This window comes from Pararhodobacter sp. SW119 (assembly GCF_017811755.1).
In the GTDB taxonomy this organism is placed as follows: Bacteria; Pseudomonadota; Alphaproteobacteria; order Rhodobacterales; family Rhodobacteraceae; genus Pararhodobacter.
Genome location: NZ_JADDJF010000015.1, coordinates 1 through 13,584, shown reverse-complemented (window position 1 = coordinate 13,584; position 13,584 = coordinate 1). Strand labels below are relative to the sequence as shown.

Annotated in this window: 15 protein-coding genes; 6 read left to right on the top strand and 9 right to left on the bottom strand. The window is 66.1% G+C overall.

All coding sequences use genetic code 11. The features are described 5' to 3' along the window. Positions 1–75 precede the first annotated feature (75 nt). The 5 genes from IM708_RS10685 to pcaD all read right to left on the bottom strand — a co-directional run bounded on the left by IM708_RS10685 (position 76) and on the right by pcaD (position 5,302). The gene (locus tag IM708_RS10685; protein WP_209426512.1) at positions 76–1,221 is read right to left on the bottom strand and encodes an ABC transporter ATP-binding protein; all 1,146 of its coding nucleotides are present in this window, start codon (positions 1,219–1,221) and stop codon (positions 76–78) included. Between the two features lie 60 nt (positions 1,222–1,281). Continuing rightward, positions 1,282–2,382, bottom strand: coding sequence for a polyamine ABC transporter substrate-binding protein (locus IM708_RS10680; protein WP_209426511.1), 1,101 nt, complete (start codon positions 2,380–2,382; stop codon positions 1,282–1,284). 202 nt (positions 2,383–2,584) lie between these two features. Continuing rightward, positions 2,585–3,778 (bottom strand): MFS transporter, encoded by a 1,194-nt coding sequence (locus IM708_RS10675; RefSeq protein WP_209426510.1) that lies wholly within the window; start codon positions 3,776–3,778, stop codon positions 2,585–2,587. Next, positions 3,778–4,503 (bottom strand): alpha/beta fold hydrolase, encoded by a 726-nt coding sequence (locus IM708_RS10670; RefSeq protein ID WP_209426509.1) that lies wholly within the window; start codon positions 4,501–4,503, stop codon positions 3,778–3,780. Before IM708_RS10670 ends, IM708_RS10675 begins: the two co-directional genes overlap by 1 nt. 4 nt (positions 4,504–4,507) lie before the next feature. Next, entirely contained in the window at positions 4,508–5,302 is a 795-nt protein-coding gene (gene pcaD, locus IM708_RS10665) for a 3-oxoadipate enol-lactonase (RefSeq protein WP_209426508.1), read from the bottom strand. 140 nt (positions 5,303–5,442) lie between these two features. Between pcaD and IM708_RS10660 the strand changes: the two genes are divergently transcribed. After that, positions 5,443–6,033 carry a nitroreductase gene (locus IM708_RS10660; RefSeq protein WP_209426507.1) on the top strand — a complete coding sequence of 197 codons (591 nt, stop codon included), beginning with the start codon at positions 5,443–5,445 and terminating at the stop codon, positions 6,031–6,033. Between the two features lie 3 nt (positions 6,034–6,036). Here IM708_RS10660 and IM708_RS10655 read toward each other — a convergent pair whose 3' ends face one another. Beyond that, positions 6,037–6,309: a DUF1467 family protein gene (locus tag IM708_RS10655; protein WP_209426506.1), complete on the bottom strand. Its 273-nt coding sequence runs from the start codon at positions 6,307–6,309 to the stop codon at positions 6,037–6,039. After that, complete coding sequence (gene mce / locus IM708_RS10650) at positions 6,309–6,713, bottom strand: methylmalonyl-CoA epimerase (protein ID WP_209426505.1); 405 nt, start codon at positions 6,711–6,713, stop codon at positions 6,309–6,311. Before mce ends, IM708_RS10655 begins: the two co-directional genes overlap by 1 nt. A gap of 129 nt (positions 6,714–6,842) precedes the next feature. On the opposite strand from mce, the gene IM708_RS10645 reads away from it, so the two are divergent. After that, complete coding sequence (locus IM708_RS10645; RefSeq protein ID WP_209426504.1) at positions 6,843–7,568, top strand: response regulator; 726 nt, start codon at positions 6,843–6,845, stop codon at positions 7,566–7,568. A gap of 37 nt (positions 7,569–7,605) precedes the next feature. Here IM708_RS10645 and metF read toward each other — a convergent pair whose 3' ends face one another. Next, positions 7,606–8,475, bottom strand: coding sequence for a methylenetetrahydrofolate reductase [NAD(P)H] (gene metF, locus IM708_RS10640; protein ID WP_209426503.1), 870 nt, complete (start codon positions 8,473–8,475; stop codon positions 7,606–7,608). Positions 8,476–8,566: 91 nt separating this feature from the next. Here metF and IM708_RS10635 point away from each other — a divergent pair, with 91 nt between their 5' ends. The 3 genes from IM708_RS10635 (at position 8,567) to IM708_RS10625 (ending at position 10,557) form a co-directional block, all read left to right on the top strand. Next, positions 8,567–9,472: a LysR family transcriptional regulator gene (locus IM708_RS10635; protein WP_209426502.1), complete on the top strand. Its 906-nt coding sequence runs from the start codon at positions 8,567–8,569 to the stop codon at positions 9,470–9,472. A 1-nt stretch (position 9,473) separates the two neighbouring features. Next, complete coding sequence (locus tag IM708_RS10630) at positions 9,474–10,190, top strand: NAD-dependent deacylase (protein WP_209426501.1); 717 nt, start codon at positions 9,474–9,476, stop codon at positions 10,188–10,190. 94 nt (positions 10,191–10,284) lie between these two features. Beyond that, positions 10,285–10,557 (top strand): GlsB/YeaQ/YmgE family stress response membrane protein, encoded by a 273-nt coding sequence (locus tag IM708_RS10625; RefSeq protein ID WP_209426500.1) that lies wholly within the window; start codon positions 10,285–10,287, stop codon positions 10,555–10,557. Positions 10,558–10,776: 219 nt separating this feature from the next. On the opposite strand, the gene uvrB is transcribed toward IM708_RS10625, so the two are convergent. Further along, positions 10,777–12,942, bottom strand: a complete 2,166-nt coding sequence (uvrB, locus tag IM708_RS10620; RefSeq protein ID WP_348524960.1) for an excinuclease ABC subunit UvrB — start codon at positions 12,940–12,942, stop codon at positions 10,777–10,779. A 118-nt stretch (positions 12,943–13,060) separates the two neighbouring features. Here uvrB and IM708_RS10615 point away from each other — a divergent pair, with 118 nt between their 5' ends. After that, complete coding sequence (locus tag IM708_RS10615) at positions 13,061–13,372, top strand: ETC complex I subunit (RefSeq protein WP_209426499.1); 312 nt, start codon at positions 13,061–13,063, stop codon at positions 13,370–13,372. Positions 13,373–13,584: the final 212 nt, after the last annotated feature.

Below are 13,584 nucleotides of genomic sequence, written 5' to 3'. Positions count from 1 at the left end.
GACCGCGCCCGCTCAGGCCTAGCCTGCCAAACAGCCACGCGGTGCCACGCCAGACAGGGGAACGGGTGAGTGCGTTCATTCGGTCAGAACCCGCACCGCCGCCGGTGACCAGCTGGCGAATATCGGCTCGTCCCAGCTGATCGGATCTTCGTCGCGCAGGCGGTTGGACTGGGTCACGCGGATCACCCGCCCGCCGTCGAGCCGGACACGGAAATTCGACATGTGGCCCATGTAGCCCACTTCCTGAACGACGCCGGACACCACGTTCGTCGCCGCATCGGGGCGCACGCGGCTCAGGGTGATCCGCTCGGGCCGCAGGGCGACCCAGATCCGCTGGTTGCGACTTAGCCCTGATCGCGGCAGGGTCACGACGGGTCCCAACTCGTCGGTCTGCAGGCGCATCAGGTCCGGGGCGGCGGCCTCCACGCGGCCTTCGAACAGGTTCACCGAGCCGATGAAATCGGCGACGAACTTCGAATTCGGCTCCTCGTAGATCTCGCGCGGCTCGCCGACCTGGCGGATTTCACCCTCGTTCATCACCCCGATCCGCGTGGCCAGGGTCATCGCCTCGTCCTGGTCGTGGGTGACGACGATGAACGTGACCCCAAGCGATTCCTGAATTCGGATCAACTCGAATTGTGTTTCCTCGCGCAGTTTCTTGTCGAGCGCGCCGAGCGGCTCGTCCAGCAGCAGCAGCTTCGGCTGCTTGATCAACGATCGGGCCAGCGCCACCCGCTGCCGCTGCCCGCCGGAAAGCTGGTGCGGCTTGCGCTTCGCCAGCGTCTCGAGTTTCACGAGCCTCAGCATTTCCGCGACGCGCGCATAGGCTTCGCGCTTGGACTTGCCTTCGCGCAGCAGGCCATAGGCCACGTTCTTCTCGACGGTCATGTGCGGAAATAGCGCGTAGGACTGGAACATCATGTTCGTCGGACGCTTGTCGGGCGGGACCTTCGCCATGTCCTGCCCGTCAATCAGGATCTGCCCCTCGGTCGGGGCCTCGAAGCCGGCAAGCATCCGCAGCAAAGTCGATTTTCCGCAGCCCGAGCCGCCGAGAAGGCAGAAAAGCTCTCCGCGGAATATGTCGAGATTGATGTTGTTGACCGCGGTGAAGGTGCCGAACCGCTTGGTGATCCCCCGAATGGAGATGAATGGCTGCGCCTCGGGATCGAGCCAAGGCCGTGTTTCGGCGGCGATCGGCTGATTGGAGCCATGCTGGGTCATGCGGTGCCTCGACCATCGAAAGACCCCGCCTGTCGGACCGGCAGGCGGGGCATCTGCTTCTTACTGGCCGGTCCGCACGCGCGTCCAGAGCCGTGTGACCACCCGGTCCGTCCTGCCGTCGTAGGTGACGCCGGTGAACAGCTTGTCCATCACCTCGTCGCTCGGGTAGATCGCGGGATCGGTCCGGATCTCCTCGTCGACCAGCTCGAACGCGGCGGAATTGCCGTTCGGGAACCAGACATAGTTGGTGATCGCCGCCGCAACCTCGGGCTTCATGATGAAGTTGATGAAGGCATGCGCGTTCTCGGGGTTGGGGGCATCTGCCGGGATGGCCAGCATGTCGAACCACTGCATCGCGCCCTCTTCGGGGATGGCGTACCAGACGCTGACGCCGCGCCCGGCCTCCTCGGCACGCTCGGCCGCCTGCAGCACGTCACCCGACCAGCCGACAGCGACACAGATCTCGCCGTTCGCCAGATCCGAGATGTACTGAGAGGAGTGGAAATAGCGAACGTGATCGCGGACAGAGGACATCAGCTCCGCCGCGGCCTCGAAATCCTCGGTCGCGGTCGACTGGGGGTCAAGTCCCAGGTAGGCCATCGCCGCGGGGAACATGTCGGTCGGCGAATCGAGGAAAGAGATGCCGCAATCGGCCACCTGCGCCGCAATCTCGGGATCGAAGATCAGCGACCAGCTGTCGACTTCGTAATCCTCGCCCAGACGCTCCGCGATCATGTCGACATTGTAGCCGATGCCCGTGGTGCCCCACATGTAGATCACAGCATGCGCATTGTCGGGGTCGTGGCTGGCGGCCGACGCCATCAACCGCTCGTCCATGTTGTCGATGTTGGGCAGCAGATCGCGATCCAGGGGCTGATAAACCCCCGCCGCGATCTGCCGCTCCAGGAAGGTCGCGGTCGGCACGACCACGTCGAAACCCGACGATCCGGCCAGAAGCCGCGCTTCCAGCGTGTCGTTGCTGTCGTAGACATCGTAGACGACGCGGATGCCGGTTTCTTCGGTGAACTGCTCCAGCACCTCGTCGGTGATGTAGTCCGACCAGTTGAAAACGTTCACCACGCCCTGTGCCTGGGCGGTGCCGCCCAGCATTGCCAGCATCGCAGTCGTCGAGGCCAAAGTCCTAGCCCTGAGGCGTTTCATTCTATCGTCTCCCTGTCTTACCGGCGAACCGGCTTTCGTTTGCAATGGTACGCTGCGGGAAACTGACAAGAATTCAAGCCCGAATCCCACACGCGCTGATCGTTCGCCTGGCCCCGAAGGCCAGGGTCGACCCCGCATCCGAGATTAGTTGGCGGCACGCCGGCCGGCAAGCGCCACGCCGTGAGCCCAACAGTTCGCCGGCTCAGTCCCGGCGAGTCAGGATGACCAGCGCCACCAGATTGAGCAGCGCGGCGATGGCGAACGGTGCGCCGGGCAGCTCGATCACCGCGCCGCTGCCCGTGAACTTGGCGAAGACCTGCGTGAAGACCAGCGGCGCCGCCATCATGCCGACCGCGCGCAGGGACGCCATCAGCCCCTGCAACTCTCCCTGCCGGTCGGCACCGACGCGGTCGGACAGCTCGGCCCGCAACGCCGGCACGACGAATCCGCCCAACGCGGCAACAGGGACCAGCGCCAGGGCGAGCGCACCGCTTCCGACCACCGCCAGCCCCGAGAACGAGACGATACCGGCAAGCGTGCCGGCGATCATCGCCCCCTGACGGCCCAGTCCATTCAACGCGGGGCGGATCAATCCCGCCTGGACGACCGCAAAGCACAGTCCGAACAAGGCGAGCGAGAATCCGACCTGGCCGGGCGACCATCCGAAGCGGGCGATCGAGAAATAGGCCCAGACGACCGGATAGACGAAGAAACCGAACTCGTGCAGGAAATAGACCGCCAAAAGGCGCCTGCCCGCGCGGAAGCGGCCGATGTGGCCGAAGGCCGCGAAGGGGTTCGCGCGCCGCAAACGAAACGGACGACGGTTCTGGGGATGCAGGGTTTCGCGCAGGACGATGGCACCGAACGCCATGTTCGCCGCGGCAAGGGCCGATGCCACGACAAAGGGCGCGCGCGTTCCGAACTCCGCCAGCAGGCCGCCAATTGCCGGGCCCAGAACGAAACCCACGCCGAAGGCCGCGCCAACCAGCCCGAAACGCTGCGCCTTCTCCTCGGGCGTGGAGATGTCGGCGAGATAGGCCACCGCCGTCGCCTGCGTAGACGACGCCGCACCGGTCAGCAATCGCGCGGCAAAGACCAGCCAGATCGTCCCCGCAAGCGCCAGAATCAGGTAATCCGCAGAGAGGACGGCAAGCGACAACAGTAGAACCGGTTTGCGCCCGAACCTGTCCGACAACCCGCCGATCACCGGCCCGCAGAAGAACTGCATCACCGCGAAACCGCCGGTAAGCATTCCGGCCCAAAGTGCTGCGTGCGACAGGTCGCGCCCCGTCACCTCGACCAGCAGATCGGGCATCACCGGCAAGATCAGCCCGAAGCCGATCGCATCCAGCGTCAGGGTGACGAGGATGAAGACGACCGGCAGACGGGACGGCATCAGTCGCCGAGGATCGCGACGACCCGCTCGGCCAGCGCGCCCGGCATCGCGAAGAAGGGCGAATGCGACGATTGCAGTTCGCTCACGCGCTCCAGTGGCAGGTTGCGGGCCATGTAGCGTTGGTAGTCGGGTGGAATGGTGCGGTCATCGGCACAGACGATGTAATGCGATTCGATCCCCTCCCATGCGGCGGTCAGGTCCAGCGGCGTCGCTTGCGGGGCAATGGCCTGCGGACCCAGGTTCTCGCGCGCGAATGCGACCGCCTCTGCCGGGCAGTCGTGGTAGAAGACCTGGGGCTGCCAGTCCTCGGCGATGGTGAAGGAAAGACCGTCATCCCTGCGTCGGATCGCCGGCATGAGCGGTTGTTCGGGCCAGGCTGCCCGCATGTCGCTGAGCGAGCGACCGGACTCGGGCAGATAAGCGGAGAGGTAGATCAGCTTGTCGATCATGCCGGGTGCGCGCTGCGCCGCCGCGGTGATCGGGTAACCCGCCATCGAATGGCCCAGAAGGGCGACGCGTCCCCCCATGTCTTCGGCCGCGGCCAGGATCGCTTCGGCATAGGCGTCAAGCGTGACCTCTGACAGCGGCCTGGTATCTGCGCCATGCCCCGGCAGGTCGATCGCCCGCGCCGCGATCCCCCGTGCGGTAAGTTCCGGTAGAAGATCGCGCCAGCACCAGGCCCCGTGGCAGGATCCGTGGACCAGAAGAAGCGGGGGATGCGGCACGGCCTCAGCCCTGCAAATGGCCGGTTTCGGTGATGAAGGCGTTCAGGATCGCGGCATAGGCTTCGGGCTGGTCTACGCAGGGCAGATGGCCCGAGCCCCGGATCAGGGCGAACCGGCTGCCGGGGATCAGGTCCACCGTCTCGCGGACCAGATCCGGCGGGGTCGAGCCATCCTCGGACCCGGCGATGCCCAGAACCGGCAGGCGCAGGCCAGAGGTCGGCGTATAGAAGTCGGTGCCGGCGATGGCGGCGGCGCATCCCGCGTAGCCCTCGGCCGGCGTGCGCTCCAGCATGTGCTGCCAGGCGCGGCACTCGTCGCTGTCGCGGAAGGCTTGCGGGAACCAGCGTTGCATCACCCCTTCGGACAGGGCTGACACGCCATGCTCGTTGACCGCTTCGATACGCTCTTGCCACATCTCGGCGGTGCCGATCTTGGCGCCGGTGTTCGACAGCACCATGGCGCGCACCTGGTCCATCCGCTTGACCGCCAGCCCCTGTGCAACCATGCCGCCGATCGACAGCCCGACCAGCAGCACATCGCGCAAGCGCAGATGGTCCAGAAGCCTTTCCAGATCGCGCACGAGCGCGCCCATCGAATAGGGCGCCGCCGGCGCGTCGGACAGCCCGTGCCCGCGCATGTCGTAGCGCACGATCCGCAACCCTTCGGGCAGAAGCGGCACCACCTTGTCCCAGAGCCGCAGATCGGTGCCCAGCGAATTGGCAAAGACCACCGGCGCGCCGTCCTCGGGCCCGTCGATCCGATAGTGCAGGCGAAGATCGCCCAGATCGGCCATCAGCATGTGATCCTCCGGTGCCGGTGCAGACGAGACACTCTCTGCCGGCTTTCCGTGCGAAGGGCAAGCGTCCGCCCGGTGAACGGCCTTGCCCTCGACCGCTCGAAGGGACAGATCAGCGCGAAGCCCAAGAAACCGGAGAGACCATGACCGACCTTCCGCCCCCCGCCCGACCCGAGGTTCTGGAGTTTCTTCTGTCGCGCCGTTCCCGTCCGGCCAAGATGCTGCGCGCGCCCGCACCGGATCGTACAGTGCTGACCCGGCTACTGACGGCAGCCGCCCGCGTTCCCGACCATGGAAAACTCGAACCCTGGCGATTCGTGGTGCTGGAGCAGGCCGCGCTCGCCCGGCTGGGCACGCTCTGCGCGGAACGCGGCCTGGCGCTGGGCGAGGCACCCGAGAAGACCGAGAAGGCCGCCGCCACGTTCCGCGATTCACCCTTCGCGGTGGCGGTCATCGCCGCGCCCAAACCCTCTGACAAGATCCCCGAGGTCGAGCAGTTGCTCTCCGCCGGCGCGGTCTGCCTGTCCCTGGTCAACGCCGCCCTCGCCCAAGGGTACGGCGCGTGCTGGCTTACCGGGTTCGCCGCCCATGACCATGAGTTCTGCGCGCGTGGACTGGGCCTTTCACCGACCGAGAAGGTCGCGGGCTTCATTCACATCGGCACCACCGACGCGACCCCGCCAGAGCGTCCGCGCCCCGACGTCGCATCGATCACCCGCTGGGTCGAGGATTGAATTTCAACCCCGGGTCGCGCGGTATAGGAAATCGATGTCGTCGATGCCGACCAAGCCCGACAGGATGATCGCGGCAACGATCGCCCAGATGACGAAGCTTGCGATCGTGGTGATGGTCAACCGCTTGCGCATCTGCGCGTCCTGCGGCGCCGAAGACGGCGTGCCCGGCACGACCGAACCCGCATCCCCTTGGGTGGTAAGCCGCAATGGCAAGACCAGGAACAAGGTCAGGAACCAAAGGACCGCGTAAAGCACAAAACCCGAAAAGACGGTCATCAGACCTGCTCCAGTTCGACGAGGCAGCCGTTGAAATCCTTGGGATGCAGGAACAGCACGGGCTTTCCATGCGCGCCGATCTTCGGCTCGCCGGTGCCGAGGACGCGTGCCCCCGCCGCCTTGAGCCGGTCGCGGGCCGCGATGATATCCTGCACTTCATAGCAGATATGGTGGATCCCGCCCGCCGGGTTCTTCTCGAGAAATCCCTTGATCGGGCTCTCCTCGCCCAAAGGATACAGAAGCTCGATCTTGGTGTTCGGCAAGGTGATGAAGACCACGGTCACACCGTGATCGGGTTCGTCCTGCGGCGGGCCGACCTCGGCGCCCAGCGTGCCGCGATACTGCGCGGACGCGGCCTCCAGGTCCGGCACGGCAATGGCGACATGATTCAAGCGACCGATCACAGGCATTCTCCGTTGCGATTGTGCAATCGTGATATGTCCGCCGGCGGGTCGATGGCAACCCGGCTGCGCGGATTAACCGCGCCTTAGGGAATTCCAAGCAGGCTCGCTCCCTTGGATGGAGGTGCTGCCATGCCGTCATCATCCCCCGGCACGCCGCCGCTGGGTGTTCTGCCCGCTCTTCTTGCCGTGATGCCGCGCCCGCAGACGATGCTGCTGGTCGAGGATAGCCGGTTCGCGGCCGAGACCGTGCGCCTGATCTGCCGCGCGGCGGGTATCCGCCTGCGTCGCGTCGAAACCCTCGCAGCGGCGCGTAGGCACTTGCGGCTCTACAGGCCGGAACTGGCCCTGATCGATCTGGGGTTGCCCGACGGATCGGGCCTGGATCTGATCGTCGAACTGGCCGCGCTGACGCCACGCCGGCCACGCATCGTGGCGGTGTCCGGTGATCCCGAGGGGCGCGGCGCCGCGCTTTCGGCCGGCGCGGATGCCTTCTGCGCCAAGCCGCTGGGCCTTGCCGCGCATCTGGAGACGATCCTGGGCATTTCGATCGTCGAGGCCGAATCGATCCTCGCCCGCGACTTCCTCTCGGCGACGGCGGCACGGCGCACGGCGATCGCCAGGGCCTGCAGCGGAGGCGCCGATCCGATGGCGCTGCACGATGATCTGAAGCGGGCGCAGACGCTTTTGCTCGACGGCAGGCGAACCGGTTATGCAGGCCAGTTCATCGGCGGGATCGCCCGAAGCCTGAACGACGCCCCCCTCGTCGCCGCCGCCGATCTGGCGCGAACGCGGGGTCGGCGGCGCCCGTTGCTGACCGCGCTTCAGGCACGCGTGGCGGCTGGACCGGCGATCTGACCGAAAGGTTTCGCGTCGGCCGGGCCCCGGTTCGGAATCACGCCACGTTCTGAAGCGGAACCCGCGCGGTCACGCCCAGGGCATGACAGACATCGCGGGTGAGTTGTGCGCGGTTCAACGTGTAGAAGTGCAGATCCTCCACCCCCTCGCCCATCAACCGGTCGCAGAGTTCCGTGCAGATCGCCGTCGCCAGCAACTGCTCGCGTCCGTCGCGGATCGCCTTGTCGAACGCGTCGTCCAGCCAGACCGGAATGGAAGTCCCAGTCGCCTGCGCGAAACGGCGAATACCCGCCCAATTCTCGATGGGCACGATCCCGGGAACGATCCGGCTTGCGTCGAGGCCCTCGCGGACGCACGCGTCGCGAAAGCGCAGGAAGGTCTCGGGCTCGAAGAAGAACTGGGTGATCGCACTGTCGGCGCCGGCTTCGAACTTGCGCTTGAGCCAGTGAATGTCGGCTTGCGGATCCGCCGCCTCGGGGTGCGGTTCGGGATAGGCGCCAACGCGAAGGTTGAAATCGCCCGCGTTTCGCAGCGCCGCGATCAACTCCAGTGAATCGGCAAACCCGTCGGGGTGCCGCGTGAAGCGCCCCTGGCCTTTCGGCGGATCGCCCCTGAGCGCCACGATCTCCCTGACCCCGGCCTCGGCATAGGACCGGGCGATGGCCAGCGTCTCGTCCCGGGTGGCATCGACGCAGGTCAGATGCGCAGCCACGTTCAGCCCGAACTCGCGTCCGATCGTCGTCACTGCCTCATGCGTCAGCTGCCGGGTCGTGCCACCCGCGCCATAGGTGACCGAAACGAACTCCGGCGAGAGGGGCGCCAGCATCCGCACGGTTTCCCAAAGCCGAAAACTGGCTTCGAGCGATTTCGGCGGGAAGAACTCGAAAGAGACGCGTGGTGCGGGCATGAAAGGGCTCCTTTGGTGCCCCACTTGTGGCACGAACCTCCATGTGAGACAAATTCATTGTTCTCATCATCTCCATGAGCCTCGCCGCATAATGCACCTTGAGTTCCGACACCTTCGCACGATCCGCGCGATCCACCTGGCCGGTGGCGTCGGCAAGGCGGCGGATCTGCTGAATCTCACCCAGTCGGCCCTGAGCCATCAACTGAAGGGCCTGGAGGATCAATGCGGTGTCGAGCTTTTCGTGCGCCGGACGAAACCGCTGCGGCTCTCGGCGGCCGGGATGAAGCTTCTGAAACTGGCCGAGGACGTCCTGCCGCGCATCGATGCGCTGGAAGACGAATTTCGCGCCCTAATTGCTGGCAAATCCGGCCGATTGCACATCGCGATCGAATGCCATGCCTGCTTTGAATGGCTGTTCCCGGTACTCGAGAAATTCCGCCACGCCTGGCCCGATGTCGATGTCGACATACGCCCCGGCCTGGCCTTCGGCGCCCTGCCCGCTCTGGCGCGCGAAGAGGTCGATCTGGTCGTGTCCTCCGACCCCGAGGAGATCGAGGGCGTCACCTTCATCCCGCTTTTCGACTATGAGCCGCGCTTCGTCGCCGCCGCCAATCACCCGCTCGCCTCCAGACCCTTTGTCGAGGCCGAGGATTTCCGCGAGGAAGTCCTGATCACCTACCCGGTGGAGCGCACGCGCCTCGACGTCTTCACCGGGCTGCTGACGCCTGCCAAGGTCGAACCGCGCGCGATCCGGCAGGTGGAACTGACCGCGGTGATCCTGCTCCTCGTCGCTTCCGGACGCGGGGTCGCCGTCCTGCCGGACTGGGTGCTGCGCGAGGTCAAGTATTCCTCGGACTACGTCACCCGGCCCCTGACCTCGAAAGGCATGACCCGGCGCCTCTACGCCGCCACGCGCACCGACGATGCGACGAAGCCCTTCATGGCGCATGTCCTGCGTCTGGCGCGAACCGAGCCGGTGAAGCTGCAACGGGGGTAGGATGGCGCGGATCGTTGTGCTGACCGGGGCGGGCATCTCGGCCGAAAGCGGGCTGGGGACCTTCCGTGATGAAAACGGCCTCTGGTCGCAGTACGACCTGGAAGAGGTCGCCACGCCCCAGGGATTCCGTCGCAACCCCTCGCTGGTGCATGACTTCTACAATGCCCGCCGGCGGAACTGCGCCGAAGCCAGGCCAAACGCCGCGCACACGGCGCTCGCCCGCCTGGAAGCCGCGCTGCCAGGCCAGACCCTGATCGTGACGCAGAATGTCGACGACCTGCACCATCGCGCCGGCTCCAGGAACGTGATCCAGATGCACGGCGCATTGATGCGGGCGCGGTGTGGGGCCTGCAACCGCGTCTGGCCCGCCCCGATGCACATGGCGCCCGACGACCCCTGCCCCGCCTGCCGCCGCGCCGCGACCCGCCCCGATGTCGTCTGGTTCGGCGAAATCCCCTATCACATGGATCGGATCGCGGCGGAACTTGCCGATTGCAGGGTGTTTGCGGCCATCGGCACCTCCGGTCAGGTCTGGCCGGCGGCGGGCCTGGTGATGGAGGCGCGCGCGGCCGGCGCGCATTGCACCGAGATCAACACGACGCAGACCGATGTCTCGGGCGATTTCGACGCGCATCTCCTCGGCCTGGCCAGCCGGGTGGTGCCCGACTGGGTCGCATGGGCGCTGGCGCGTGCGGACCCCGGCGCCGCTGGCGGCTGAACGCCGCCGCCGCCGCTTGCCCTTGTTTACCGCCGGCGAACGGCGCAACATCCAGCGGAAGACCGGGCAGGACGCCCGAGAACGGGAGGGGCGAATGGAAGAGTTCCTGCAGGTGGTTGGCGGGATCGGAGGGCTGATCCTGATCGTGATCGGGGTGTTGGCGGGGTTGATCGCCTCGGCCCTGACCGGGGGGCGCAACAAGGCCCGCAACATCGCCCTCGGCGTCGTCGCTGCGCTGGCCGCGCCTTTCGTGCTGGCGCTGGTGGGGGCCGGGGTTCTGGCGGCCTACGGGCTTGTCGCGATCCTGGTGGTGTCGGCCATCGGCGCGGTGATCGTGCTGGCGATCGCGGCGGCGCTGGGGCGCTAGGTCGGCGCCTTTGCGCCCCGGAAGGCGGCTGAAAGGCCGACTGCTCGCATGCGAGCAGTCACGCAAGCTATTGGAAAGAAACGAAATTCTGAGAAATTTAACCGCAATGAAACCTTTGACTCGGCTCGACGGGGCGTATCCGCACGCCGCCCAAGCCGGAGCCACAGCGCGAACGTAACGCCTCGACTACCCGCGCGCTCGCGATGCCGGCGGCGCGTCCTACCGTTTGCTACGCCGCTTGACGCCGCCGCGCTGACCCGCCCTCCCGGCTGTGGAGCGGCCCGAGCGCGTCGTGGCGTCCTCCACCGCCTCCTCGATCACCGACTGGCGCGCCAGCGGGTCGTCGGCGATGGCCAGTTCCACCGTTTCCAGCCGCTTGACCTCGTCGCGCAATCGGGCGGCTTCCTCGAATTCCAGGTTCTCGGCGGCCTTGCGCATCTGCGTCCTCAGCGCCTCCAGATGCGCCGCCAGATTGGCGCCGACCAGCGGTTTGTCGACCTTCACGGTGACGCGACTCAGGTCGGTGTCGCCCTGCCAGAGGCCCGAGAGCACGTCCTCGACGTTCTTCCTGATCGTCGCCGGGGTGATGCCGTGCTCGATGTTGTAGGCCATCTGTTTGTCGCGGCGCCGGTTCGTCTCGGCCAGCGCGCGCTCCATCGAGCCGGTGGTGCGGTCGGCATACATGATGACGCGGCCCTCGGCATTGCGCGCCGCCCGGCCGATGGTCTGCACCAGCGAGGTCTCCGAGCGCAGGAAACCCTCCTTGTCGGCGTCCAGGATCGCCACAAGCCCGCATTCGGGGATATCGAGCCCCTCGCGCAGCAGGTTGATGCCGACCAGCACGTCGAACGCGCCGAGCCGCAGGTCGCGCAGGATCTCGATCCGTTCGATCGTGTCGATGTCGGAATGCATGTAGCGCACGCGGATGCCCTGTTCGTGCAGGTATTCGGTCAGATCCTCGGCCATGCGCTTGGTCAGCACCGTGACCAGCACCCGCATCCCCCGCTGCGCGACGGTGCGGATCTCGTCCAGCAGATCGTCCACCTGCGTCGCCACCGGGCGGATTTCGACCTCGGGGTCCAGCAGGCCGGTGGGGCGGATCACCTGTTCGGTGAAGACGCCGCCGGTCTGTTCCATCTCCCATCCCGCCGGCGTGGCCGAGACGAAGACCGATTGCGGGCGCATCGCGTCCCATTCCTCGAACTTCAGGGGGCGGTTGTCCATGCAGGACGGCAGGCGGAACCCGTGTTCGGCCAGGGTGAACTTGCGCCGGTAGTCGCCCTTGTACATGCCGCCGATCTGCGGGACCGAGACGTGCGATTCGTCCGCGAATACGATCGCGTTGTCGGGAATGAACTCGAACAGCGTCGGCGGCGGCTCGCCGGGCGCGCGGCCGGTCAGGTAGCGCGAATAGTTCTCGATCCCGTTGCAGACGCCGGTGGCTTCCAGCATTTCCAGGTCGAACTGCGTGCGCTGCTCCAGACGCTGCGCCTCCAGCAGCTTGCCTTCGCCGATCAGTTGCTTGAGCCGCACCTGCAACTCGGCCTTGATGCCCTTGATCGCCTGCTGCATCGTCGGCCGCGGCGTCACGTAGTGGCTGTTCGCGTAGATCCTGATCTTGTCGAAACTGTCAGTTTTCTGACCTGTCAGCGGGTCGAACTCGGTGATCGCCTCCAGTTCCTCGCCAAAAAACGACAATTTCCAGGCCCGGTCCTCCAGGTGGGCGGGCCAGACCTCGATCACGTCGCCGCGCACCCGGAAGGCCCCGCGCTGAAAAGCCGCATCATTGCGCCGGTACTGCTGCGCGACCAGTTCGGCGATGATTTTTCGGGGATCGTAGTGCCCGCCGACCTCCAGATCCTGCGTCATCGCCGAATAGGTCTCGACCGAACCGATGCCGTAGATGCAACTGACCGAGGCCACGATGATCACATCGTCACGCTCCAGCAAAGCCCGGGTCGCCGAGTGGCGCATCCGGTCAATCTGCTCGTTGATCTGGGATTCCTTCTCGATATAGGTGTCCGAGCGGGGAACGTAGGCTTCGGGCTGGTAGTAGTCGTAGTAGCTGACGAAGTATTCGACCGCGTTATCGGGGAAGAACCCCTTGAATTCGCCGTAAAGCTGCGCCGCCAGCGTCTTGTTCGGCGCCAGGATGATCGCCGGGCGCTGCGTCGCCTCGATGATCTTCGCCATCGTGAAGGTCTTGCCGGTACCGGTTGCCCCCAGCAGAACCTGGTTGCGTTCGCCCTCGTCTATCCCCTCGACCAGTTCCGCGATCGCGGTCGGCTGGTCACCCGCCGGTTCGAACGGCGTCGCCATGCGAAAACGGCGCCCGCCTTCGAGTTTCTGCCGCCCGGCGGGCGGTGCAAGGCTAGAATCTGTCACCGGGATACCTCGCCCATGTCGCAGGACAGGTTGTGTCGCTCCCGTCCGGTTTCAACCCCGCGCCTCTTGCGCTTGTTCGCGCGCTTGGCGATAACGGATCGAATATCCGGAGGTTTCCATGCGCGCCCGTATCTATCGCCCCGCCCGCAACGCCATGCAATCGGGCACGGCCCGTACCCGGCACTGGGTGCTCGAGTTCTTTCGCGGCGAGGCGCGCTACACCGAACCCCTGATGGGCTGGATCGGATCCACCGACACCCAGGGCCAGGTTCGCTTGCGCTTCGACAGCCAGGCCGAGGCCGAGGCCTACGCGAAATCGCATGGCATCGACTACATCCTGGTTCAACCCAAACCGCGCCGCCCGAACATCCGCCCCGGCGGCTACGGCGAAAACTTCGCCACCAACCGGCGAGAGGTCTGGACTCACTGAGTTTTCAGGCGCGGCGGCAAGAAGCCCGCGCGCGGAGCGCAACTCCCGGCGGCGATGCTCCCGGGGTTTTGCGCCAGACGCCCTTTTCGGGCCAAAGTCATCGCACACAAAAGTCGCTCAGGTTCGGTCGAAGTCGAGAGCTGGGACGCTTGAACTTCAGCGGGCGTAGCAGGAACGTCGCCTCTGCGCCGTTCGAGCAGAAGTTTCATTGC

What these genes read in the sequence shown, in the direction of transcription:
- IM708_RS10685 (WP_209426512.1), bottom strand. Translation starts at nt 1,221, where the DNA reads ATGACCCAGCATGGCTCCAATCAGCCGATCGCCGCCGAAACACGGCCT.
- IM708_RS10680 (WP_209426511.1), bottom strand. Translation starts at nt 2,382, where the DNA reads ATGAAACGCCTCAGGGCTAGGACTTTGGCCTCGACGACTGCGATGCTG.
- IM708_RS10675 (WP_209426510.1), bottom strand. Translation starts at nt 3,778, where the DNA reads ATGCCGTCCCGTCTGCCGGTCGTCTTCATCCTCGTCACCCTGACGCTG.
- pcaD (WP_209426508.1), bottom strand. Translation starts at nt 5,302, where the DNA reads ATGCTGATGGCCGATCTGGGCGATCTTCGCCTGCACTATCGGATCGAC.
- IM708_RS10660 (WP_209426507.1), top strand. Translation starts at nt 5,443, where the DNA reads ATGACCGACCTTCCGCCCCCCGCCCGACCCGAGGTTCTGGAGTTTCTT.
- IM708_RS10655 (WP_209426506.1), bottom strand. Translation starts at nt 6,309, where the DNA reads ATGACCGTCTTTTCGGGTTTTGTGCTTTACGCGGTCCTTTGGTTCCTG.
- IM708_RS10645 (WP_209426504.1), top strand. Translation starts at nt 6,843, where the DNA reads ATGCCGTCATCATCCCCCGGCACGCCGCCGCTGGGTGTTCTGCCCGCT.
- metF (WP_209426503.1), bottom strand. Translation starts at nt 8,475, where the DNA reads ATGCCCGCACCACGCGTCTCTTTCGAGTTCTTCCCGCCGAAATCGCTC.
- IM708_RS10635 (WP_209426502.1), top strand. Translation starts at nt 8,567, where the DNA reads ATGCACCTTGAGTTCCGACACCTTCGCACGATCCGCGCGATCCACCTG.
- IM708_RS10630 (WP_209426501.1), top strand. Translation starts at nt 9,474, where the DNA reads ATGGCGCGGATCGTTGTGCTGACCGGGGCGGGCATCTCGGCCGAAAGC.
- IM708_RS10625 (WP_209426500.1), top strand. Translation starts at nt 10,285, where the DNA reads ATGGAAGAGTTCCTGCAGGTGGTTGGCGGGATCGGAGGGCTGATCCTG.
- IM708_RS10615 (WP_209426499.1), top strand. Translation starts at nt 13,061, where the DNA reads ATGCGCGCCCGTATCTATCGCCCCGCCCGCAACGCCATGCAATCGGGC.